Here is a 22,445-nt window from a genome sequence, read left to right on the forward strand (position 1 = left end):
GAATGAAGGCAAGACTACCATCATCGAAATCATGTGCACGCGCGAACTGGGCGACCCGTTCCGCCGTGATGCGCTGAGTAAGCCCATCCGTCACCTGGACAAGTACAAAGACTACGTCTAAATCGTAGCAAGTCCTGGCCCGGGTAACAGTGTGACGAAATTCTCACACATTGTTACTTGGGCATCGAAATTTCAATAAAGAATACAAACCGTCCCGGTATTTGAATTATTTGATTTGACAAGCACAGACTTTCAGCTTAAATTCAATAAAAATACCAAAAAACGGAACGTGAAGTACCAAATTTGAATCATGGAGACAAAAATGAACACATGCGCACCTACAGCTGTTACTACGGACGCTGTCAGCGTCGATTTCCTGCAAGCGTTCGGCGATGCGTGGAACCGCCACGATATCGAGGCCTTGATGGCCGCCATGACGGATGACTGCCAATTTCACGCCGTGGCCGGTCCTGATTTGCTGGGCAAGAGTTTCATTGGCCGCGACGCCGTGCGCGCCGGCTTTGAGCTGGCCTGGCAAACCTTCCCGGACGCCGCCTGGCTGGAGCCTGAGCATTTCGTCAGCGGCGAGCGCGGCGTGACGGAATCGACCTTTGCCGGCAGCAAGATCGATGGCACGCGCATCGAGGCGCGCATGGTCGATATCTTTACCTTCCGCGATGGCAAGATCGCCGTGAAGAACGCCTTCCGCAAGGATCGCCCTCCGGTCGTCACCGCTGCCAAAGCCTGAGCCAGCACGTTCACCAGGAATGACCATGAACAAACCTGTCGACACTCCACCTGGCGTACTTGGTAGCAGCAGCACCGCCGCCCGCACGCCTTACGATCCTGCCTACGATCCGCTGGTGGCGCAGCGCCCCGGCCACGGCAATGCCTACGCGCCGACCTACTGGATCGGCACGGCAGGCGAGCCGCCGGCAGACGACGGCCCCATCACGCATGACATCGACGTCGACGTGGCCATCATCGGTTCCGGCTTCACGGGCTTGACCTGCGCCATCTTTTTGGCTCAGGAACACGGCATCAAGGCCACCGTGCTCGAAGCGAACCGCGTCAGCTGGGGCTGCAGCACGCGCAACGGCGGCCAGGCGCAATGCACGACGGGCCGCCTCAAGCGCTCGCAGTGGATAGAGCGCTACGGCCTGGAAACCGCCCTCAAGTTGCACACGGAAGTGTGCGATGCGATGGAAACGTTCAAGAAGATCACGGCTGACATCGACTGCGACCCGCAGCCGGGCGGCCACCTGTATATCGCCCACAAAGCGAAAGCCATGCCTGCGCTTGAAAAAGAAGCCAAGCTGATGCGGGAGATCTTCAACTATGACGCCCGCATCCTCGACGCCGACACCGTCAAACGCGAGTATGTGGACGACAAGGAAGCAGCCGGCGCGCTGCACGAGCCGGAAGGCATCGGCATCCACGCGGGCAAGCTGGCCTTCGGCTACCTGCGCAAGGCGCGCGCGCTGGGCGCGAAGGTGCATCCATCGAGTCCCGTGATGGGCTGGGAAACGCGCAACGGCGTGCATTATCTGCAAACGCCGGGCGGCGTGGTGCGCGCCCGCGCCGTGGCCGTGGCCACGGGCGGCTACACTTCGCCCCATCTGCATCCGCAAGTGAAAAACCGCTTGCTGCCGATCCTGTCGAACTCGATCGTCACGCGGCCGCTAACCAAGTCGGAAATCGAGGCTTGCAACTTCCGTACGCACCAGGTGCTCACGGATACGCGCATCCTGCGCCATTACTACCGTTTGATGCCGGACAACCGCGTGCAGATCGGCAGCCGCAGCGCCATTACGGGCGCCGACGCGCCGGAAGGCAAGTATGAGCAATCCTTGGTCCACGACCTGCACCGCAAGTTCCCCGCGCTGGCCGGCATCGGCATCGATTATTCGTGGTGGGGCTGGGTCGACGTCAGCCACGACATGATGCCGCGCATCGTGCAACCCGACCCGAAGCAGTCGATTTTCTACTCGCTCGGCTACGGCGGCAACGGCGTCATGTATTCGGCCCAGGCAGGGCGGCGCATGGCCGAGCGCATCGCCGGCAAGGCCAGCGACACGGGCTTGCCGATCTTCAACTCGAAATTGCCGTATCCCAACATGATGGAACTGGTCGAGTCGCAAGCCTTCGCCCCGTTCCGCCGCCTGGGCCAGCGCTTCCTGTACCGCTGGTATCACTTGAAGGATGAAGTTTTCTAACAGCAGCACTGTCGTTCAAGCCGCCGCATGTGTTGACGAAGATCAACCAGCGGTGCCTGTTCCGCAAGGAGCAGCGATTGCCCGCACGTTCACATAACAATAAACTTGGAGTGAGACATGAACACAATTACGAGCAAAACCCCGAGCAAAAGCACGAGCAAGACTGTTTTTTCATCGATGCGCCGCGCCGTCCTGGGCACCCTGGCGCTGGGCGTCATCGCCGCGTCCAGCGGTACGGCTTTTGCGCAAGGCAAGGAAGTGACGATTGCCTACCAGGAAATCAACGGTCCCTTCCTGGTGGCCATCGCCAGCGGCGAAGTTGAAAAAACCACCGGCTACAAGATCAACTGGCGCAAGTTCGACTCGGGCGCCAAGGTGGCCACGGGCATGGCCTCGGGCGACGTGCAGATCGGCGTCATCGGTTCGAGCCCGCTGACGGCCGCCGTCAGCCGTGGCGTGGACTTGCAGCTGTTCTGGATCATCGACGACATCAACGAAGCCGAAGCGATGGTGGCGCGCAATGGCGCCGGCATCAGCAAGCCCACGGACTTGCGCGGCAAGAAGATCGCCGTGCCATTTGTCTCCACCACGCACTTCCACACCATGTTCGCGCTGGAAACCTGGGGCATCAAGCCATCCGAAGTGAAACTGCTCAACATGCAGCCGAACCAGATCGCCGCCGCCTGGGAACGGGGCGACATCGATGCGGCCTTCGTGTGGGACCCGGCCTTGAGCAAACTCAAGCAAAACGGCAAGGTGCTGGTTACCTCCGGCGAACTGAGCAAGAAGGGCAAGGCAACCTTTGACGGCATGGCCGTCGAGCGCGCCTGGGGCGAAGCGAACCCCGACTTCATGGCCAAGTTCGTCAAGGTGATGGCGGCTGCCGATGCCGATTACCGCGCCAATCCGAAGGCGTGGACCGTCGATTCACCGCAAGTCAAAGCCAACGTCAAGCATTCGGGCGCCGCCGCCAAGGACGTGGCCGCTTCCGTGGCCCTGTATGCCTATCCTTCGCTGCAGGACCAGGCGTCGCCCGCCTGGCTGGGCGGCGGCGCGAAAGGCGGCGTGGCGCAAGCCTTGCTGGCCACCGCGCAATTCTTGAAGGGCGAAGGCAAGATCGACACCCTGGCAACAGACTACGCCAAATATGTCACACCCAAGTATGCACAGGCTGCTGGCCTGCTGAAGTAAACGTTGTGCGATGGCGCGCCTGCGGGCGCGCTGACTGAACAGAATACGTTGAACTGAAGTTACACCACCTATGCGGGGACATGATGGAAAACCTGTACGTCAAGGATGTCAGCGTGATTTATCCGGGCAAGACGGCCGGTGAACGCGTACACGCCTTAAATAATATCAATCTGACCATCAATAGTGGCGATTTCGTCGTCGCGCTGGGCGCTTCGGGTTGCGGTAAAACAACCTTGCTGAGCCTGATGGCGGGTTTTATCGCCCCGTCCAAGGGTGAAATCATGTTGGGCGGCAACAAGGTGGAAGGGCCGGGCGCCGACCGTGGCGTGGTGTTCCAGAAACATGCCTTGCTGCCCTGGCTGAACGTGATGGAAAACGCGGAATTCGGCCTCAAGCTGCAAGGCGTGCCGAAAGCCGTGCGGCGCGAACAGGCGGCCAAGAACCTGGCGCTGGTGGGCTTGAAGGATTTTCACGACAACATGATTTATCAATTGTCGGGCGGCATGCAGCAGAGGGTCGGCATCGCCCGTGCCCTGACCAGCAATCCAGCCATGCTGCTGATGGATGAACCGATGGCGGCGCTCGACGCGCTGACCCGCGAAACCATCCAGGAATTGCTGCTCGATATCTGGGCCAAGTCCAGCACCATGTTCTTCTTTATTACCCACAGCGTCGACGAGGCGCTGTTCCTGGCGAACCGGCTGATCGTCATGTCGCCCCGTCCGGGCCGCATCACGCACACGTATGAGCTCGATTTCAACAAGCGCTTCCTCGAATGCCGCGATGCGCGCGCCGTGAAATCGAGCCCGGACTTCATCAAGATGCGCGAAACCGTGCTCAACATCATTTATGGCGACGAGCGCGCTGTGAACAAGGAACTGGAGGTGTCCCATGCATAGCCCATCCGTCGTGGGATTTCCTCCCACCACTGCCAAGCGCGCCGGTTTCTTGGCGCGCCTGTTCGCCCCTCGCTGCGCCATGCCAGGCGAAGCGTTCGGCGCACCGGGGCAGGGCAATTCCAGCCGCATTGCCAGCGTCACCGTCATCGCCGTGCTGCTACTGTGGTTCGCCGTGACGGCTACCGGCATGGTCAAGCCCCTGTTCCTGCCCTCGCCGCAAGCCGTGTACGAGAAATTCATCATGGCGGCCACCACCGGTTTCGGCGGCGCCACCCTGTGGGAACACACTGTCGCCAGTCTGGCGCGCGTGTTCGGCGCCTTTGGCCTGGCTTGCTTGTTCGCCATTCCCATCGGCGTGATGATGGGCGTGAACCGTGTGGCGCGCGGCATTTTCGACCCCTTGATCGAGTTTTACCGTCCGCTGCCGCCGCTCGCTTACTTGCCACTGGTCATTATCTGGTTCGGCATCGGAGAGTTTTCGAAGGTCTACCTGATCTTCCTGGCCATCTTCGCGCCGATGGCGATCGCGGCCCGCGCCGGGGTCAGCTCTGTTTCATTGGAGCAAATCCACGCTGCGTACTCGATGGGCGCCACGCGTTTTCAGGTGATCGTGCACGTGATCCTGCGGGCGGCAATTCCGGAAATTCTCACCGGCATGCGTATCGGCATCGGCGTCGGCTGGACCACCCTGGTGGCCGGCGAGATGGTGGCGGCCACGCGCGGCCTCGGCTACATGGTGCTGAGCGCTTCCGAGTTCCTGGCCAGCGATGTCGTGATCATGGGCATTATCGTGATCGGCTTCTTTGCTTTCCTGTTTGATTTGATGATGCGCTACCTCGAACGTACCCTCGTGCCATGGAAGGGCAAGGTGTAAGACGTTCCCGGGAGTGGTGCCAGCGCCACAAGTGTTGCCACCGCTCCTGTTTTTTAACCCGGCCATACCCTGCAAGTATCCTCCAGCGCGTTTGCCCCATGGCAACCGCGCCGGGCCGCTGCATTTCCAGATTGACTTATGGATGGCAGCCAACCAGACTGATTCAGACGATGTATCGATGCTGCTTGACAGTGTTGTCCAAGAAAAAAGGAATGCCGCGCGGCAGTAACTTAGCCGCAGCAGGCAAGGGCGCACTGAGCTTCAGATATTACTAGGAGACAAACATGATTAGCGAATCACACAACAACACCGGCCTGCAGCATTCGCTGAAGCAACGCCACATGAGCATGATCGCCATTGGCGGCGTGATCGGCGCCGGCCTCTTTGTCGGCAGCGGCGTCATCGCCAAGGCCGCCGGCCCGGCCGCCATCCTGTCGTTCCTGCTCACGGGCGGCCTGGTCGTCCTGATCATGCGCATGCTGGGCGAGCTGGCGTCGTCCCTGCCCGTGGTCGGCTCTTTCTATGAATATGCGCGCCTGGCCTTCGACGACAAACCCAAGGTATCGAAATTCCTCGGCTTCATGAGCGGCTGGATGTACTGGTATTTCTGGGTCGTCGTCGTGGCCCTGGAAGCCATTGCAGGCGCGAAACTGGTCAATTTCTGGCTGCCCGACGTGCCATCGTGGTCGATCAGCCTGGTGCTGCTCGTCTCGATGACCGTGCTCAATTTGTTTTCGGTGAAAGCCTTTGGCGAATTCGAGTTCTGGTTCGCCTCGATCAAGGTGGTCGCCATCGTCGTCTTCCTGTTTGTCGGCGCGCTGTTCATCACGGGCAGCTTGCCCAACAGCATCCCGACCCTGGGCTTTTTGACCAGCCACGGCGGCTTCATGCCGCACGGCTGGGGCCCCGTGCTCAGCGGCGCCGTCGCCGCCACGGCCTTTTATTCGGGCGCCGAGATCGTCACCATCGCTGCCGCCGAAACGTCGGATCCGGCCAAGGCCATCGCCCGCGCCACCAACTCCGTCATCACCCGCGTGCTGATGTTTTATGTTGGCTCCATGTTTGTCGTCGTCTGCATCGTGCCCTGGGATTCACCGGCCATCGCCACGCCATTCGTCAGCGCACTGAAAGTGATGAACATCCCGTACGCAGCGCACATCATGAACGCCATCATCCTGACGGCGGTGCTGTCGGCCTTGAATTCCAGCCTGTATGCCTCGTCGCGCATGATCTTTGCGCTGACGCGCCGCGGCGATGCACCGACGGGCCTGGTAAAACTGAGCAAGAACGGCGTGCCCATTCGCGCCATCCTGTTCAGCACCTTGTTCGCCTACTTCGCCATTGCCGTCTCGTATGTGTCGTCCGACCTGGTGTTCCCCTTCATCGTCAATTCCTATGGCATTCTGATCCTCTTCGTCTACCTGCTGATTGCGATTTCTCAATTGCGCCTGCGCCGCCGCCTGGAACGCGAATGCCCGGAACGCATCAAGGTGCGCATGTGGCTGTTCCCCTACCTGACTTATTTCACTATCTTCGCCATGCTGGTGATCCTGGGCGCCATGAGCATATCGTCCGATACGGAGCAGCGCGTCTCGTTCTGGTTCGGCCTCTTGAGCGTGGCCATCATGAGCGTCATGTATTACATCAAGAAACTGGTCAACGATGACCGCAATGGCGGTGCCTCCGCCGACGTCAAAGTGGAGCTCAAACATGTCTGACACTACCTTGCTGCCTGCAGGCCGGCGCCGCTTCCTGCGCAATACGGCAGCACTGGGCGCCGCCGCCGTGGCCGGGCCATCCCTGGCAGCTAGCGTCACCTTGCCATTTGAAAATGGCGAGCGCGAATTGGTGGCCTTCCCGCAAAAGCGCCCGCTGATCTTGCTGACCAGCCGTCCGCCGCAGCTGGAAACGCCCTTCAGCGTCTTCAATGAGGGCGCCATCACGCCCAACGACGCGTTTTTCGTGCGCTACCACTGGAGCGGCTTGCCCACCAGCATCGATGGCGGCAGCTACCGGCTGCGCATCGGAGGCCTGGTGAAAACGCCGCTTGAGCTATCGCTGGCGGAACTGAAACAGCTGGCCGCACCCGTGGACGTGGTGGCCGTCACGCAATGCTCGGGCAATAGCCGCGGCTTCTTTGCGCCGCGCGCCAATGGCGGGCAGCTGGGCAATGGCGCGATGGGCAATGCCCGCTGGACAGGTGTGCCCCTGAAAACCGTGCTGGAAAAAGCCGGCATCGCGCCTGGCGCCGTGCAAGTGGCTTTCAATGGCCTGGAAACGCCGCCCGTGGGCGACGGCCCTGATTTTCAAAAGGCGCTGTCGGTCGAGCACATCATGGCCGGCGACGTACTGCTGGCCTGGGCCATGAATGGCGAAGACATTCCCTTCCTGAACGGATATCCGCTGCGCCTGATCGTGCCCGGCTATTACGGCACCTACTGGGTCAAGCACCTGAGCGATATCACGGTGCTGGACAAGCCGTTCGATGGTTTCTGGATGAGCACCGGCTACCGCATTCCCGACAATGGCTCCGGCTTTGTCGAACCGGGTACGCCCGTGGGCAAGACGACGCCCATCAGCCGCCTGAACGTGCGCTCCTTCATTACCAGCGTGCAAGATGGCGCGCAGGTCAAGGCGGGGCGGGACCTGGCCTTGCGCGGCATCGCCTTCGACAGCGGCCATGGCATCAGCGAGGTGGCCATCTCGTCTGATGGCGGCCAGAGCTGGCAGGAAGCCAAATTGGGCCGTGACCTGGGGCGTTTCTCGTTTCGCGAATGGACGGCCGTGCTGAAGGCGCCGCGCAAGGGCAAGCATGTGCTGATGGTGCGCGCCGTCAACCGCATCGGCCAGAGCCAGCCCATGAAGGCCCTGTGGAATCCCATGGGTTATATGCGCAACGTGGTGGAAACCACGCGCATCGAAGTTGTTTGAGGAGATGCACATGCGTATGAACATGTTATTTGCCGCGCTGGCGCTGGTGTTCTTGGCGGCCGGCAGCGCTGGCGCGCTGGAAATCGCCTTGCCACCGGAAACGGCGACCTACAAAGCCAGTACATTGCCCGGCTACCAGCTGGTGCAGCGCAACTGCATGACTTGCCACGCGGCACAGTATGCGTCGAGCCAGCCGCCGGCCTCGCCCCGCGCCTACTGGGAAGCGACCGTCAAGAAGATGAAAAAGCCCTTCGGCGCGCAGTTTGCCGACGAAGATGTGCCGGCCATGGTCGATTACCTGGTGAAGACCTATGGCGCCGAGCGGGGCGCCGCAGCCGCAACCGTTCCAGCGACGGCGCAGCCGGCCGCCGCAGTTGCTGCAAGTGCAGGGGGCAAGGATGCAAAAACCTTGTTAGCAAGCAATGGCTGCATGGCTTGCCACGCCATCGGCCAGCGCGTGGTCGGCCCCGGTTTTGCGGAGGTGGCTGCCAAATACAAGGGCAGCGATACGGATAGTTCCGTCGCCGTGGCGGTGAGTATCCGCCATGGCGGTTCCGGCAAATGGGGTGCCGTGCCCATGCCGCCGTTCAGCCAATTGAGCGAGGCCGACGCGGCGGTATTGGCGCGCTACGTGTTGTCCCGGTAGTGCACTGCTGTAGCGTCAACAGAGAAGGGCGGAACCGCGGTTCCGCCCTTCTTCATCTGGTTTTCTCGGGTGTTTAGAACCAGGTTTCCACCTGGAAGCCGTAGGAAGTGCCGCTGGTATTGTTGTTGTAGATCGGGCCGCCGTTGTTCGACGCGTTGACCGAGGCGGTGGCCGCATCGTTCCATTTGCCGTAGGTGACAAAGGCGCGCAGTTCAGGACGCGACCACAGGCCAGGGCCGGCCGAAATGGTCGGCGCGATGGTCAGCTTGGTCAAGCGCTTGGCTGGCAGGCCGCCCGCTTGCGTCACGCGGTCCGTACCCAGTTCGCCCACCAGCTTGAAGTTGTTGGTGAACGCGTACACAGGACGCACGCCGACCGAAGTCCAGGTCGAGGAACCGGTGGCGTTCGACTCGTCTTTTTGCCACAGGGCGACGAATTCCATGCCGAAGTTTTCCATCGGCTGGATCGCCATGTCATTGAACACGCGGGTGCGCTTGACGTCCGAACCGAACGAGGTGTCGCCTGCGGCGCCAAACTGGGCACCCTTGCCCACGCCAGGACCGACGCCGTACTGCACGCCGAAGGTATTGCCGCCGCCGAAAACTTTACCTTGACGGTGGAATGCCGACAGTTGCCAGCCATTATGCTTTTCGCCGAAAGCGTCGTTGTCCTTGCCTTCGCCGATGATGTAGGTCGCAGCCAGGTCCAGCGTGCCGTTGGTGTTGACCGGAATTTCACCATAGATGAAGTTCTGGCGCACGGCCGACTTGGTGCTGACAATGCCGGTCGGCGAAACACTGTTGATGTCGTTGTCCTTGAAGAAGGCATACGAGAATTTACCCGGGCCTGCTTGAATACGGTCCAGACCGGCACCGGTGCCGTTCATATTGATGTACTGCAAGTCCAGCATGTGGATGTCAGGACGGTAGTAGAAACGTTTGCCGACCCAGGCCGTGCCGCCGTTCAGGAAGTCGAGTCCCTGGGCTTCCACATAGGCTTTGACGATGCCGACTTTGTTGTCGCCAAAATCGGAGTTCGGTGCATACGCGTTGACCCATAACGTGGCCATGTAGGTCACGTCGCCGGACTTGGCAACGGCCTTGGTGTAGCCGAATTCCGTGTAGGCGTCGCACTCATTGCCCAAACGGTATTTCATGGTATTGCCACCCAGGCCGTAGCAGCCTTGCGAGCCGCCGTCGCCGGAGGTATTGCTGCCGGCGCCAGCGCGCAGGTAGCCGTGGAAACCTTCGGAGTCAGTCGGGTACATAGGGTCGGCAGCGGCGGATGCGCTGGCGATGGCGAGGAGCAGGGCAGGCAAAACTTTCAATGCAGTACGGTTCATGCGGTCTCCAGAAAGATGTAGATTGAAGCGGTGCGTCCAGGAAAGCGGCAACCGCGCTCGGTCTTATGCCGAAAACCAAGTCTAGCAGCGCATTTTTAAGCACCCTGATACAAAACGCACAAGTCGCGATACTTTCTTTCAAAGTGTTGTTTTTGCTCAATGTCGATACTCTTGCGCATAGCTGCACTGCAAAAAAGTATTGAATTGCGGTTTTGGAGTATCAGAAAGTATCAAGTCCCGGTGCTACATTATGTTCGTGGTGCTAAGTACCTGAGCATTGCCAACGACAAAAAACACTGGAGACACACAATGAAACATACCGCCATTGCCGCGCTGTGCGCCGGCGCTTTCTGCTTCGCTTCTTCCGCCTTTGCCGCAACCGACCTCGTCATCGCCACCGTCAACAACGGCCACATGATCGAAATGCAAAAGCTCAGCAAGTTTTTCGAGCAAGCCAATCCTGACATCAAGCTCAAGTGGGTGACCCTGGAAGAGGGCGTCTTGCGCCAGCGCATGACCACCGACATCGCCACCAAGGGCGGCCAGTTCGACGTGATGACCATCGGCCTGTATGAAACGCCGATCTGGGGCAAGAAAAACTGGTTGATCCCCATCAAGCCGGACGCCAGATACGATATCGACGACTTGCTGCCGGCCATCCGCGAAGGCCTGTCGGGTGACGGCAAGTTGTACGCGTCGCCGTTTTATGGCGAAAGCTCGATGATCATGTACCGCAGCGACCTGGTCAAAAAGGCCGGCATGACGATCGAAGACCGTCCGACGTGGAACCAGCTGCGCGACGTGGCGGCCAAGCTGCACGATCCTGCCAACGGCGTGTACGGCATCTGCCTGCGCGGCAAGCCGGGCTGGGGCGACAACATGGCCCTGATCACCACCATGGCCAATTCCTACGGCGGCCAGCTGTTCGACATGCAATGGAAGCCGCAATTTACCAGCAAGCCGTGGAAAGACGCGGTCACCATGTATGTCGACCTGATGAAGAAATACGGCCCGCCCGGTGCGGCGGCCAACAGCTTCAATGAAAACCTGGCGCTGTTTAACCAGGGCAAGTGCGGCATCTGGATCGACGCGACGATTGCCGCCTCGTTCATCACCGACCCCAAGCAAAGCAAGGTGGCCGACAAGGTGGCCTTTGCGCAATCTCCCGTCGGCGTGACGGAGCGGGGCGCCAACTGGCTGTGGATTTGGTCGCTGGCCATCCCATCGAGTTCCAAGCACCCGAATGAAGCGCAACGCTTCATCAACTGGGCCACCTCGCCCGACTATGTGAAGTTGGTTGCCAAGGAAACCAGTTGGGCCAACGTGCCGACCGGTACGCGCAAATCCACCTATGCCAGCCCCGAGTTCCAGAAAGTGGCGAAATTTGCCGTCGCCGAAGGCAAGGCCCTGTCCACCACGCGCGCCGTGAATAGCACCATGCTGCCGTCGCCCTACGTGGGCGTGCAATTTGCGTCGATTCCCGAATTCCAGGTGATCGGCGTGGCCGCTGGCCAGCAGATGGCCGCGGCGCTCCTGGGCAAGGTCACGGTCGATCAGGCGCTGGAGCTGTCGCAGCAGACGGCCGAGCGCGAGATGCGTAAGGGCGGCTACTACAAGTAATGGATGACACCTGACAGTACCTACTGCGCGTCGCGCTTTGCGGCCTGCGATGCTCACCGTACTTTAGTACGGTTGCGCTTCTCGGCCACAAATCACTGCCGCTCGCTACGGTACTGTCAGGTGCCGTAAATGCTGTTGTATTGCCTGGTTGGTAAACCAGTGATGGGATGGCTAGCTTTAATTCCTCCGGCACTCCCTCACGCCCCAAGAGAATCCTATGAAACGCATTATCCCCCGGACTTTGCTGACGCCGGCCGTGGTCGCCGTCTCCGTCATTTCCGTCATTCCGCTGCTGATCACCTTGTTTTACTCGTTCGTGCGCTATTCCATGCTCGATCCGAGCGGCCATCCTTTCCATGGCCTGGCCAATTTCCACTTTTTCTTTACCGATGCCTCTTTCCTTCCGGCATTGCAAAACACCTTCACCTTGCTGTTTTCCGTCATGCTGATCACGGTGGTGCTGGGCGCCGCGCTGGGGCTGCTGATCAATGAAGCTTTCCCGGGACGCGCCATCGTGCGCGTGCTGCTGATTTCGCCCTTCCTCGTCATGCCTGCCGTCAACGCCCTGATGTGGAAGAACATGCTGCTCAATCCGATTTACGGCCTGTTCGCGCAGATCAGCCTCTTTTTCGGTTTGACGCCCGTCGACTGGCTGTCGTCCCACCCTTTGTTTTCCATCATCATGATGGTGTCGTGGCAGTGGCTGCCATTCGCCTGCCTGATCTTCATGACGGCGCTGCAATCGATGGACCGCGAACAGCTCGAAGCGGCGCGCATGGATGGCGCGACCTATCTGCAACAGTTGCGTTATCTCTACATTCCCCACCTGGGCCGCGCCGTCTCAGTGGTGCTGATGATCGAGATGATTTTCTTGCTGTCGATCTTTGCGGAAATCTTTACCACCACAGGCGGCGGTCCCGGCTTCGATACGACCACCATCACTTTCATGATTTACCAGCAGGCACTGCTGTCCTACGACATCGGAGCGGCCTCGGCCGGTGCGCTGTTCGCCGTGCTCATCGCCAACATCGCCGCCTTCTTCCTGATGCGCGTCATCGGCAAGAACCTGTCGAAATAAGGAGACCTTGATGCATAGCAAACTCAACTTGTATGGCCGCACGGCCGCCGCCTGGCTGTTCGCCCTGTTGCTGTTCTTTCCCATCTTCTGGCTGGGTCTGATGGCCTTCAAGACGGAAGGGCAAGCCATTTCCACGCCACCGCTGCTGTTCTTCACGCCCACGCTGGACAGCTTTCGCGAAGTGCTGGCGCGCGACAATTACTTTGGCTACGCCTGGAACTCGCTGTTTACCAGCGTGGTGTCGACGGCCATTGGCCTCCTGATCGCCATCCCGGCCGCCTATTCGATGGCCTTCTTCCCCACGGGTGGCACCATCGGCTTGCTGAAATTCATGCTCAGCTCGCGCTACATGCCCGGCGTGGGCGCCCTGATGCCGATCTATATCTGCTACCAGTACTTCGGCCTGCTCGACACGCGCATTGGCCTGACCATCATGTTCATGCTGATGAACCTGCCCATCATGATCTGGCTGCTGTACACCAGCATGAAGGAGCTGCCGCGTGAAATCCTGGAAGCGTCGCGCATGGATGGCGCCACCGTGTGGGACGAGTTTCGCCACGTGGTGCTGCCATTGTCCGTGGGCGGCATCGCCTCGACCGCGCTGGTGTGCATGGTGTGGTCGTGGAATGAATCATTCTGGTCGCTGAACCTGGGCGCTTCCAACGCGGGCACGCTGGCCTGGCTCATCGCCTCGTATTCCAGCCCGGAAGGCTTGTTCTGGGCCAAATTGTCGGCCGCGTCCCTGATGGCGATCGCGCCAATCATGGCACTGGGCTGGTTCTGCCAGAAACAATTGGTCCAGGGTATGACCTTTGGTGCCGTTAAATAACTACAGAATAGAGACATAATCATGGCTTACCTTCAACTGAGCAATATCGAGAAATTCTTTGGCGAACACCGCGCCATCAAGGGCATCGACCTGGAAATCGAGCAGGGCGAATTCGTCGTCTTCGTGGGACCGTCCGGTTGCGGAAAATCAACCTTGCTGCGCCTGATCGCGGGCCTGGAGCCGATCGACGGCGGCAAGCTGGCGCTCGACGGACGCGACATCACGGCGCTGCCGTCGTCCAAGCGCGACCTGGCGATGGTGTTCCAGTCGTACGCGCTGTACCCGCACATGACGGTGTTCCAGAACATGTCCTTCGCCCTGAAACTAGCCGGCGTCGATGCGGCCATCATCCGCGAAAAGGTCGACAAGGCGGCCGCCATCCTCGACCTGGGAAAATACCTGGAACGCACGCCGAAGGAGCTGTCGGGCGGCCAGCGCCAGCGCGTGGCCATCGGCCGCGCCATCGTGCGCGACCCGAAAGTGTTCTTGTTCGACGAACCGCTGTCGAACCTGGACGCAGCGCTGCGCGTGCAGACGCGCATCGAGATCGCCAAGCTGCACCGCGAACTGGGCGCCACCACCATCTACGTCACGCACGACCAGGTCGAGGCGATGACCCTGGCCGACCGCGTGGTGGTGCTGCGTGACGGGCAGATCGAGCAGCATGGCTCGCCATTGGAATTGTATGACCGCCCGGCCAACCGCTTCGTGGCGCAATTCATCGGCACGCCCAGCATGAACGTGGTGCCGGCAGACGCGGCGCCGCAGCTGCTGGCGCAGGCGGGCAGCGCAGCGCAGGCCGACGGCTTTGTCGGCATCCGCCCCGAACACGTCCACCTGGGCGCGGCGCAACCGGGCAGCGTGCCCGTCACCGTCGACCTGGTGGAGTCCCTGGGCGTGGAAACCCTGACCTATGTGCGCCTGCCGAACAATGTGCAGGTGGTCTCGCGCGGCGCCGAGCGCAGCAGCCTGCAGCCGGGCCAGCAGACGCATTTGACGTTCGAGCCGGGCTTCGCCCATTATTTTGACCGCGCCGGCAAGACCTACGCGGCGGCAAAAGGAGCGCTGTGATGACGGCTATCGCATTGAAACAGGCAAATCTGGCGCAACTCCCGGTCAAGGTGGCGGTGCCCGCGTATGCGCGCGAGGCGCTCGTGCCCAGCATCGTGCATATCGGCGTGGGCGGCTTTTACCGCGCCCACCAGGCCGTGTATCTCGATGATTTACTGGCTTTGCCTGGCCAGGAGCACGCGCAGTGGGGCTATTGCGGCGTGGGCCTGCTGGAACACGACGCGGCCATGCGCGACGCCATGCAGTCGCAGGACGGGTTGTATACGGTGGTCGAGCGCAGCGCGGCCGGCGACTTCGCGCGCATCATCGGCTGCGTGGCCGGCTATCTGTATGCGCCAGACGACCCGCAAGCCGTGCTGGAAAAACTGGCCGACCCGGGCACGCGCATCGTCTCCCTGACGATTACCGAGGGCGGCTACTATGTGAACCAGGGCACGGGCGAGTTTGATGCAGATCATGCTGACATCGTGTATGAACTGGCGCACCCGCAGGCGCCGCGCTGTTCGTTCGGCTACCTGGCCGCCGCCCTGGCCCTGCGCCAGCAGCGTGGCTTGTTGCCATTTACCATCATGTCCTGCGACAACCTGCAAAACAATGGTGACGTGACGCGCAAGATGCTGCTGGCCTTTGTCGCCCTGCGCGACGGGGAACTGGCGCGCTGGCTGGCCACGCATTGCAGCTTTCCCAACAGCATGGTTGACCGCATCACGCCAGCGACCACGGATGAACACCGGGCGCTGGTGCGCGAACGTTTTGGCATCATCGACGCCTGGCCCGTGGTGTGCGAGCCGTTTCGCCAATGGGTGATCGAAGATGCATTCCCGCAGGGGCGTCCGGCATGGGAACTGGTGGGCGCGCAGATGACGCACGACGTGCTGCCATATGAAAAGATGAAGCTGCGTTTGCTCAATGCCAGCCACCAGGCCCTGTGCTACATTGGCATGCAGCTCGGCTACACGTTTGCGCATGAAGCGATGAGCGACGCGGGCATACGCACGCTCGTGCGGCGCATGATGGATGACGAAGTCACGCCGCTGCTGGACGAAGTGGAGGGTATCGACCTGGCGCAGTATAAAGACACGCTGATCGAGCGCTTCTCGAATCCGGCCGTGCGCGACCAGCTGGCGCGCATCGGCACGGAAGGTTCGGCACGCATCCCGAAATTCGTGCTGCCCTCCGTGCGCGAGGCGCTGGCCCAGGGCGGCGCCATCAAGCTGCTGGCCTTCACGGTAGCGTGCTGGTTGCGCTACCTGGAAGGCCACGACGAGGCAGGGCGCGAGATGCCGTTGAATGATCCTTACGCGGCCCGCCTGCGCCAGCTGGCGCTGCACGGCGGGCCGAATGCCACGGCCCTGTTGTCCATGCGCGAGCTGTTCGGCGACCTGGGCGACACGCCCGCGTTCACGCAGGCGGTGGGACAGTCGCTGGCCAGCCTGTATGGCCAGGGCGCGCGCGCCGCGCTCGAACAGATCGTGGCCTGACGGGAGAGGGGGCGCCATGATACGCAAGGCCGAGTATCCGCAGCCGCAGATGGAGCTGGAACAGCAGCGCGACGCCACGCCCGGCTTCGAGCCGAAAGGCAGTTTCGGCTTCATCCGCTACCTGGAGCATGGCTTTCCCAATTCGCTGGTGCGCTGGCACTACCACGACGAGTATGAGCTGCACCTGATCGTCGAGACGAGTGGCAAGGTCTTCGTGGGCGACTATATCGGCCAGTTTACCCCTGGCCACCTGGTGCTGACGGGGCCACGCGTGCCGCACAACTGGGTCTCGCTCGATACGCCTGCCGAGGGCGTGGCCTTGCGCGACATGGTGATCCAGTTCGCACATCCGCCGCTCGCTTCGATGGCGGCCGTCATCCCTGAACTGAAAGGGATTTTCCCGCTGCTGCAGCGGGCCCTGCACGGGGTGGAATTCTTCGGCGCCAGCGAGCAGTCGCTGCGGCGTTTTCAGCGCATCCGCGACACGAGCGGCTTGCCGCGCTTCATCGAATTTCTGACCTTGCTGGGCGAGCTGGCGCAGACCAGCGACTATCAACTGCTGTCGACGGTGCCGATGCAGTCGAGCGATGACGACGTGGCCTTGGCGCGTATCAGTTCGGCCATCAACTATATCGTGCACAATTACAGCAGCCAGTTCTCGCTGAAACAGCTGGCCGAGCAGGTGGACATGCCCGAGCGCACGTTTTCGCGCTTTTTTCGCAGCGCCACGGGCAACAGCTTCACGGACTTCGTCAACCGCCTGCGCATCAACAAGGCTTGCCAGTTGCTGATGGAGACGGAGCGTTATGTGAGCAACATCTGCTACGAGGCGGGTTTTAATAATGTGGCCAATTTCAACCGGCGCTTCCTGGAATTGAAGGGCATGACGCCGAAGGAGTTTCGCCAGCAGGCGTTGGGCCGCTTTGGGGAATGAGGAAATTGGAGTACATTGGAAGGCAAAGGCTAGCAACAGCCTGAAAGAGACGAGCATGGAACACACATGGCAGAAGGACGGCTACCGCGACAGCGAGCGCAAGGCGCCCGAACTGGAGCGCGAAAGCTATGACGGCATCATCAATTACCTGGAACATGGCTATCCCAGTTCGCGCGTGCGCTGGCACTGCCACGAAGAATACGAGCTGCACCTGATCGTCGCCACCAGCGGACGCCTGTTCGTGGGCGACTATATCGGAGAGTTCTCACCCGGGCACCTGGTGCTGACGGGCCCCCGCCTGCCGCACAACTGGATATCGAACGTGATGCCGGAAGGGGGCGTGGCCCTGCGCGACATGATCGTGCAGTTTGCGCACGCGCCGCTGGCCGCTGCCGCGCGCGTCATTCCCGAACTGCGCGAGCTGCTGGCGCTGCTGGAACGCTCCAGCTATGGCGTCGAGTTCTTCGACATGGGCCACGACGCCGAGCAGCACCTGGCGCGCATCCGCGCTACGCATGGCGCCGAGCGTTTCGCCGAATTCGTGCAGCTGATGAGCAAACTGGCGCGCACGGCCAACTACCGTTTGCTGTCGAGCGCCTCGCTGCGCTCGTATGACGACGACGCCACCCTGGCCAAGGTCAATTCCGTCCTCAACTACATCACGGACAACTACCGCGAGCCGATTTCGGCGGAAATGCTGGCCGAGCAGGTGGGCATGTCGCTGAGTAAGTTTTCGCGCTTCTTCCGCAAGGCGACGGGCAACAGCTTCACGGACTTTATCAGCCGTTTGCGCATCAACAAGGCGTGCCAGTTGCTGATGGATACGGACCAATACGTCTCGAATGTCTGCTACGACGTGGGTTTCCAGAACGTGGCCAATTTCAACCGCCGCTTTTTGCAGGTGAAGGGCATCACGCCGAAAGAGTTCCGGCGCCAGACCGACGGCCGCTTTGGCGGCATCGGCGGACCTGTTGCAGATGCGCCACTAGCAACGTCGCTGTCATGAGCTTGTCATTTTATCCAGTTAATCTCCACGGCTACACTCCAAACCTGAGCCGAGGAATGCATGCATACTGCCGTAACGCCGATCCCGAAACTGACCCTGCTGGCCATCGCCGCCGGCCTGTGCCTGTCCGCCTGTGGCGGCAGCGATAACATGCCAGCCGAACCGACCAAGCCCGTGGCGCAGACCGGGGTATTCCTCGACGGTGCCGTGGAAGGCCTCGATTACGTGGCCGGCAGCGCAGCCAAGGCCAGCACCAATGCCAAGGGCGAATTTACCTGCAACCCTGGCGATACGCTGGCGTTCAGCGTGGGCGGCCTGGCCCTGGGTTCTGCGCTGTGCAGTGCGGTCATCACGCCGCTGGCGCTGTCTGCCAGCACGAATGTGGCCGACGATAAGGTCGTCAACCGCCTGCTGGCGCTGCAATTGCTTGACGACGACAGCGATCCGTCGAACGGCATCAAGATCACGCCCGAAGTGAAGACGGCGCTGGCAGGCAAGACGCTGGACTTTTCCGCCGCCGCCGGCGCCTTCAACCCGGCGCTGGCAGTGCATCTGGTTACCTTGGGCGCAAAGTTCGCCGCCCGCACGGTGGACGCGGAGCGCCGCGCGCTGGTGCGCGAGCATTTTGAAGATACCCTGGCGTCGAAAGTGGGCGCACCCGTCAACGAGGCGCTGACGCAGGCCAATCCGGTGGGCGAAGTGAAAGTCACGGTGACGCGCTACCAGATCCAGGCGGACAGCAAGTTTTACGTGCCGTACGAAGGCACCAACGCGAAGATCAAGGGTGAATTCCCGATCGGCTTTTTGCCGTCGTATGGCTCGGGCCTGGCTTACAAGGGCAAAAACGCGGCTGGCGAGCTGGAATTTTATGGCTTGACGGACCGTGGCCCGAACGGCGACGGCCCACTGGTGCCCGACCCATCGGGCAAGGGCACCAGCGGCAGCAAGATCTTCCCGTCGCCCAGCTTCACGCCTTCGTTTGGCGTGATCACGGTGGGCAAGAGCGGCGCCGTGCTGACATCGAGCACGCCGATCAAGGTGTCTGCCAGCGTGAACAGCTCGGGCTTGCCCGTGCCCGCGGGCGCGGTGGGCAATTCGGCCGAGATTCCCGTCATGGATGCGATGAAGTTCGATGCGGCCAGCCGCGCCGTCTTCAATGCGGGCGGCCTCGATTCGGAAGCCATCGTTGTCGATGCCAAGCGCAATGCGCTGTGGGTGTCCGACGAATATGGCCCCTTCATCATCAAGCTCGATGCCGCCACGGGCGTCATCCAGGCCAAGTATGAGCCGGGCAAGGGCTTGCCGGCGCTGTTCGCCAAGCGCCGCGCCAACCGGGGCATGGAAGGCATGACGCTCGACACCAGCAACGACAAGCTGTACGCCTTCCTGCAAAGCCCGTTGACGGACGGCACGGCCATGTATTCGGTGACCAAGAAGGCCGAGCAGGTCGAGCGCTTTGCGCGCTTCACGCGCTGGATCGAATTCGACCCAAGCACGGGCACCAGCGGCAAGATGTTTGCGTATCCGCTGGACGCGGCTGACTACCAGGATGGCCGCACGGGCAACGCCAAGCTGGGCGACATGGTGGCGCTGGGCGGTGGAAAATTCCTCGTCATCGAGCAGGGCGCCGCGCCGTCGGGCAAGGTATTCAATAAGCTGATGCTGGTGGAATTGAAGGGGGCTACCGATATTGCGGCCGCCGCCTTCAACGCCAGCACCTCCGACCTGGAAAAAAGCAGCATGGGCGGCGTGGCCGTGAATGGCGCCGACTGGGCTGCAGTCGCGCCGCTGAAGAAAACCCTGTTGCTGGACTTGAACGCCATCGGCTGGGCAGCGGAAAAGGCCGAAGGCCTGACCCTGGTCGACGATTCCACCATCGCGCTGGCCAACGACAACGACTTTGGCATGAAGACCAAAATCTTTGACGCGTCTGGCGTGGAAGTGGCGGACGCCGACGTGACCAAGTGCACGGTGGACGCGAATGGCGTCATCGTCACCAGCAGCGCGGCCGGCTGCAACGCGGCCAACAGCATCCGCGTGGCGCGCGGCGACGACCGCGAGCGTCCAAGCCGTTTGTGGATCGTGAAATTCGCCAAGCCGCTCAATAGCTATTGATGGCGTATTGATGCAGCGCAGTGATGGGTGAAAAAAAGCCGCACAGTGTGAACTGTGCGGCTTTTTGACTGTTGGCCAGGCTTACTTTTTAGTATAAGTATCGAGCCAGTTCAGCACCGTGTGATGCCACAGCAACGAGTTCGCCGGTTTCAGCACCCAGTGGTTCTCGTCCGGGAAGACCAGCAGCTTGCTCGGGATGCCCTGGCGCTGCAGCGCCGTGAAGGTGCCCAGGCCTTGCGTGGTCGGGATGCGGAAATCGAGGTCGCCCTGCACCACCAGCATCGGCGTCTTCCAGTTTTTCACGTAGTTGACGGGATTGAACTGCTCGTGCTTGGCCACTGCATCGTAGTACGGGCCGCCGTTTTCCCACTCGGTGAACCAGAGTTCTTCCGTCGCGTAAGCCATGCCACGGGTGTCGAACACGCCGTCGTGGTTGACCAGGCACTTGAAGCCGTCCGGCCAGTTACCGGCGATCCAGTTCATCATGTAGCCACCGTACGACGCGCCCAGCGCGCAGCTGCGTTCGCGGTCCAGCCAGGCGAACTTCCTGGTGGCCGCTTCCAGGCCCTTTTGCAAGTCCACCAGTGGCTTGCCGCCCCAGTCGCCGCTGATGGAGTCGGTGAACTTCTGGCCATAGCCGGTCGAACCGTGGAAGTCGATGAAGACGGTGGCGTAGCCGGCGCCTGCATATACTTGCGGATTCCAGCGGTAGCTCCAGCTATTGCCAAAGCTGCCTTGCGGGCCGCCGTGGACTAAAAAGGCGATCGGATACTTTTCGCCCGCCTTGGCATTCCATGGCTTCATGACATGGCCATACACGGTTGCGCCATCCGCGCCGGCAAACGAGAACTGCTCGTACTCGCCGAAACGTACATCGGCCAGCGCTGCCGCATTCTGCTTCGTCAACTGCTGCATCGGTGCCGTTTCCGATTTGGCGTCGAGTTTGCGTGTGTACAGCTGCGCGCCCGAGGCCAGGTTCGCCTGCGCCAGCACGATGGTATTGCCGCGCACGTCGAATTCGCCGACGGCGCCCTTGCCAGTCAGGGCAGTGACCTTGCCGCTGGCAGCGTCGATGTTGAACAAACGGTGCTGGCCCACGTCGTCGGCGGAAACGAGGAAACCCTTGCTGTCCGGCGTCCAGCGGAAGTCGGCCACGGAACGGTCCCAGTCGTCGGCCACGGTGCGTTTCTTGCCGGTGGCGACATCCATCAATACTAGATGAAAGCGATCCGCCTCGAAGCCCGGCTTGGTCATGGCGACATACGCCAGCGTGCGGCCATCGGGCGAGTAGGTGGCTTTCGCATCCCAGGCCGGATTGTCGCTTGTGAGGTTGCGCGGCGCCTGGCCGCCGATGGCGGCAATCGTGTAGACGTCGAAGTTGGTCGACCACGATTCGCTGCGGCCGGCCACGCGCACCGAGAAGGCCACGGTCTTGCCGTCAGGGCTGAAGTGGTATTCGCCGTTGTCGCCGAACGGTTTGGAAGGCGCGTCACCAATCAGGGTGCCGCTCAGGCTGACGGGCGCGGCGCTGACCTTGCCGGCGGCGTCGATCGGTGCCGAATACAGTGCATTGCGGCGGCCGTCGGCCCAGGTATCCCAGTGGCGCACGAACATCTGGTCGTAGACCTTGCCGCTGGCCTTGTCCTTGGCTTTCTCATCCAAGCGTTTCTTGGTGCAATCGATATCGGCGCAATCGAGGTAGACGCCCATGCTGAAGGCCAGGCGGTCACCCTGCGGCGACAAACGGTAGGTGTCCACGTCCAGCGCCAGGTCGGTGACCTTGGCCGCTTCGCCGCCATTCGAGGGCAGTTGCCACACTTGCGAGGAGCCGGAACGGCTTGAGAGGAAGAAGATGGCGTCGCCGTTTGGCGACCATTGCGGATCGCTGGCGCTGGCTCCGGCTTCACTGCGCGTGAGCTGGCGTGGCGCCGCGTTGGACGCGCGCAGGTCGATCATCCATAGCTGCGTGTTGCCGCGGTTCTTATCCAGGTTGGTGCTGCGCACCGTGTAGACGACGCGCGTGGCGTCCGGCGACAGGACGGGGCTACCCACCCGTTCCATGGAAACCATGTCTTCCACGGTGAAACCGCGCGGCGCGGCCAGTGCCGGCGTGACGGTGGCGGTGGCCAGGGCGGCACCGAATGCCCCCAAGAGCAGCAGACGTAAACTCATTCAAACTCCCGTTTATTATTGCGATGTTATCGATATGATA

18 protein-coding genes are annotated in these 22,445 nt (G+C 61.3%); 16 read left to right on the forward strand and 2 right to left on the reverse strand.

Annotated features, from left to right (window positions below):
- Positions 1-322 precede the first annotated feature (322 nt).
- The 8 genes from ACQ4W6_RS11645 (at position 323) to sorB (ending at position 8,757) form a co-directional block, all read left to right on the forward strand.
- Positions 323-748, forward strand: a complete 426-nt coding sequence (locus ACQ4W6_RS11645) for a nuclear transport factor 2 family protein (RefSeq protein WP_436567361.1) — start codon at positions 323-325, stop codon at positions 746-748.
- 25 nt (positions 749-773) lie between these two features.
- On the forward strand, positions 774-2,216 hold the full coding sequence (locus tag ACQ4W6_RS11650) for an NAD(P)/FAD-dependent oxidoreductase (protein WP_436567362.1): 1,443 nt from the start codon (positions 774-776) through the stop codon (positions 2,214-2,216).
- A 117-nt stretch (positions 2,217-2,333) separates the two neighbouring features.
- Positions 2,334-3,407: a taurine ABC transporter substrate-binding protein gene (tauA, locus tag ACQ4W6_RS11655; protein WP_436567363.1), complete on the forward strand. Its 1,074-nt coding sequence runs from the start codon at positions 2,334-2,336 to the stop codon at positions 3,405-3,407.
- An 83-nt stretch (positions 3,408-3,490) separates the two neighbouring features.
- On the forward strand, positions 3,491-4,306 hold the full coding sequence (locus ACQ4W6_RS11660) for a taurine ABC transporter ATP-binding protein (protein WP_436567565.1): 816 nt from the start codon (positions 3,491-3,493) through the stop codon (positions 4,304-4,306).
- A gap of 79 nt (positions 4,307-4,385) precedes the next feature.
- Positions 4,386-5,180, forward strand: a complete 795-nt coding sequence (locus ACQ4W6_RS11665; RefSeq protein WP_436567566.1) for an ABC transporter permease subunit — start codon at positions 4,386-4,388, stop codon at positions 5,178-5,180.
- 284 nt (positions 5,181-5,464) lie between these two features.
- Positions 5,465-6,898, forward strand: coding sequence for an amino acid permease (locus tag ACQ4W6_RS11670; protein WP_436567364.1), 1,434 nt, complete (start codon positions 5,465-5,467; stop codon positions 6,896-6,898).
- Entirely contained in the window at positions 6,891-8,111 is a 1,221-nt protein-coding gene (gene sorA / locus ACQ4W6_RS11675) for a SorA family sulfite dehydrogenase catalytic subunit (protein WP_436567365.1), read from the forward strand. Before ACQ4W6_RS11670 ends, sorA begins: the two co-directional genes overlap by 8 nt.
- 10 nt (positions 8,112-8,121) lie before the next feature.
- Positions 8,122-8,757, forward strand: coding sequence for a SorB family sulfite dehydrogenase c-type cytochrome subunit (sorB, locus tag ACQ4W6_RS11680; RefSeq protein WP_436567366.1), 636 nt, complete (start codon positions 8,122-8,124; stop codon positions 8,755-8,757).
- Positions 8,758-8,830: 73 nt separating this feature from the next.
- Here sorB and ACQ4W6_RS11685 read toward each other — a convergent pair whose 3' ends face one another.
- A complete protein-coding gene (locus tag ACQ4W6_RS11685; protein ID WP_436567367.1) occupies positions 8,831-10,099 on the reverse strand; it encodes a maltoporin in 1,269 nt (422 codons plus the stop codon).
- 309 nt (positions 10,100-10,408) lie between these two features.
- Here ACQ4W6_RS11685 and ACQ4W6_RS11690 point away from each other — a divergent pair, with 309 nt between their 5' ends.
- The 8 genes from ACQ4W6_RS11690 (at position 10,409) to ACQ4W6_RS11725 (ending at position 20,233) form a co-directional block, all read left to right on the forward strand.
- On the forward strand, positions 10,409-11,719 hold the full coding sequence (locus tag ACQ4W6_RS11690; RefSeq protein ID WP_436567368.1) for an ABC transporter substrate-binding protein: 1,311 nt from the start codon (positions 10,409-10,411) through the stop codon (positions 11,717-11,719).
- 217 nt (positions 11,720-11,936) lie between these two features.
- Entirely contained in the window at positions 11,937-12,797 is an 861-nt protein-coding gene (locus ACQ4W6_RS11695; protein ID WP_436567369.1) for a carbohydrate ABC transporter permease, read from the forward strand.
- A 10-nt stretch (positions 12,798-12,807) separates the two neighbouring features.
- Complete coding sequence (locus ACQ4W6_RS11700; RefSeq protein WP_071324500.1) at positions 12,808-13,626, forward strand: carbohydrate ABC transporter permease; 819 nt, start codon at positions 12,808-12,810, stop codon at positions 13,624-13,626.
- 21 nt (positions 13,627-13,647) lie between these two features.
- Positions 13,648-14,697 carry an ABC transporter ATP-binding protein gene (locus ACQ4W6_RS11705; protein ID WP_436567370.1) on the forward strand — a complete coding sequence of 350 codons (1,050 nt, stop codon included), beginning with the start codon at positions 13,648-13,650 and terminating at the stop codon, positions 14,695-14,697.
- Positions 14,697-16,178, forward strand: a complete 1,482-nt coding sequence (locus ACQ4W6_RS11710) for a mannitol dehydrogenase family protein (protein ID WP_436567371.1) — start codon at positions 14,697-14,699, stop codon at positions 16,176-16,178. The genes ACQ4W6_RS11705 and ACQ4W6_RS11710 overlap by 1 nt, the downstream gene beginning before the upstream one ends.
- A gap of 16 nt (positions 16,179-16,194) precedes the next feature.
- On the forward strand, positions 16,195-17,112 hold the full coding sequence (locus tag ACQ4W6_RS11715) for a helix-turn-helix domain-containing protein (protein ID WP_436567372.1): 918 nt from the start codon (positions 16,195-16,197) through the stop codon (positions 17,110-17,112).
- Between the two features lie 55 nt (positions 17,113-17,167).
- The gene (locus ACQ4W6_RS11720; protein WP_436567373.1) at positions 17,168-18,118 is read left to right on the forward strand and encodes a helix-turn-helix domain-containing protein; all 951 of its coding nucleotides are present in this window, start codon (positions 17,168-17,170) and stop codon (positions 18,116-18,118) included.
- 60 nt (positions 18,119-18,178) lie between these two features.
- A complete protein-coding gene (locus tag ACQ4W6_RS11725) occupies positions 18,179-20,233 on the forward strand; it encodes an esterase-like activity of phytase family protein (RefSeq protein WP_436567374.1) in 2,055 nt (684 codons plus the stop codon).
- Between the two features lie 81 nt (positions 20,234-20,314).
- Here ACQ4W6_RS11725 and ACQ4W6_RS11730 read toward each other — a convergent pair whose 3' ends face one another.
- Positions 20,315-22,405, reverse strand: coding sequence for a S9 family peptidase (locus ACQ4W6_RS11730; protein WP_436567375.1), 2,091 nt, complete (start codon positions 22,403-22,405; stop codon positions 20,315-20,317).
- Positions 22,406-22,445: the final 40 nt, after the last annotated feature.

This window comes from Janthinobacterium woesei, from assembly GCF_051380875.1.
In the GTDB taxonomy this organism is placed as follows: Bacteria; Pseudomonadota; Gammaproteobacteria; order Burkholderiales; family Burkholderiaceae_D; genus Janthinobacterium.

Coding starts and splice junctions, on each gene's coding strand:
- ACQ4W6_RS11705 (WP_436567370.1), top strand. CDS start 13,648: ATGGCTTACCTTCAACTGAGCAATATCGAGAAATTCTTTGGCGAACAC.
- ACQ4W6_RS11670 (WP_436567364.1), top strand. CDS start 5,465: ATGATTAGCGAATCACACAACAACACCGGCCTGCAGCATTCGCTGAAG.
- ACQ4W6_RS11665 (WP_436567566.1), top strand. CDS start 4,386: ATGCCAGGCGAAGCGTTCGGCGCACCGGGGCAGGGCAATTCCAGCCGC.
- ACQ4W6_RS11660 (WP_436567565.1), top strand. CDS start 3,491: ATGGAAAACCTGTACGTCAAGGATGTCAGCGTGATTTATCCGGGCAAG.
- ACQ4W6_RS11710 (WP_436567371.1), top strand. CDS start 14,697: ATGACGGCTATCGCATTGAAACAGGCAAATCTGGCGCAACTCCCGGTC.
- ACQ4W6_RS11690 (WP_436567368.1), top strand. CDS start 10,409: ATGAAACATACCGCCATTGCCGCGCTGTGCGCCGGCGCTTTCTGCTTC.
- sorA (WP_436567365.1), top strand. CDS start 6,891: ATGTCTGACACTACCTTGCTGCCTGCAGGCCGGCGCCGCTTCCTGCGC.
- ACQ4W6_RS11700 (WP_071324500.1), top strand. CDS start 12,808: ATGCATAGCAAACTCAACTTGTATGGCCGCACGGCCGCCGCCTGGCTG.
- ACQ4W6_RS11715 (WP_436567372.1), top strand. CDS start 16,195: ATGATACGCAAGGCCGAGTATCCGCAGCCGCAGATGGAGCTGGAACAG.
- ACQ4W6_RS11730 (WP_436567375.1), bottom strand. CDS start 22,405: ATGAGTTTACGTCTGCTGCTCTTGGGGGCATTCGGTGCCGCCCTGGCC.
- sorB (WP_436567366.1), top strand. CDS start 8,122: ATGCGTATGAACATGTTATTTGCCGCGCTGGCGCTGGTGTTCTTGGCG.
- ACQ4W6_RS11650 (WP_436567362.1), top strand. CDS start 774: ATGAACAAACCTGTCGACACTCCACCTGGCGTACTTGGTAGCAGCAGC.
- ACQ4W6_RS11720 (WP_436567373.1), top strand. CDS start 17,168: ATGGAACACACATGGCAGAAGGACGGCTACCGCGACAGCGAGCGCAAG.
- ACQ4W6_RS11645 (WP_436567361.1), top strand. CDS start 323: ATGAACACATGCGCACCTACAGCTGTTACTACGGACGCTGTCAGCGTC.
- tauA (WP_436567363.1), top strand. CDS start 2,334: ATGAACACAATTACGAGCAAAACCCCGAGCAAAAGCACGAGCAAGACT.
- ACQ4W6_RS11685 (WP_436567367.1), bottom strand. CDS start 10,099: ATGAACCGTACTGCATTGAAAGTTTTGCCTGCCCTGCTCCTCGCCATC.
- ACQ4W6_RS11695 (WP_436567369.1), top strand. CDS start 11,937: ATGAAACGCATTATCCCCCGGACTTTGCTGACGCCGGCCGTGGTCGCC.
- ACQ4W6_RS11725 (WP_436567374.1), top strand. CDS start 18,179: ATGCATACTGCCGTAACGCCGATCCCGAAACTGACCCTGCTGGCCATC.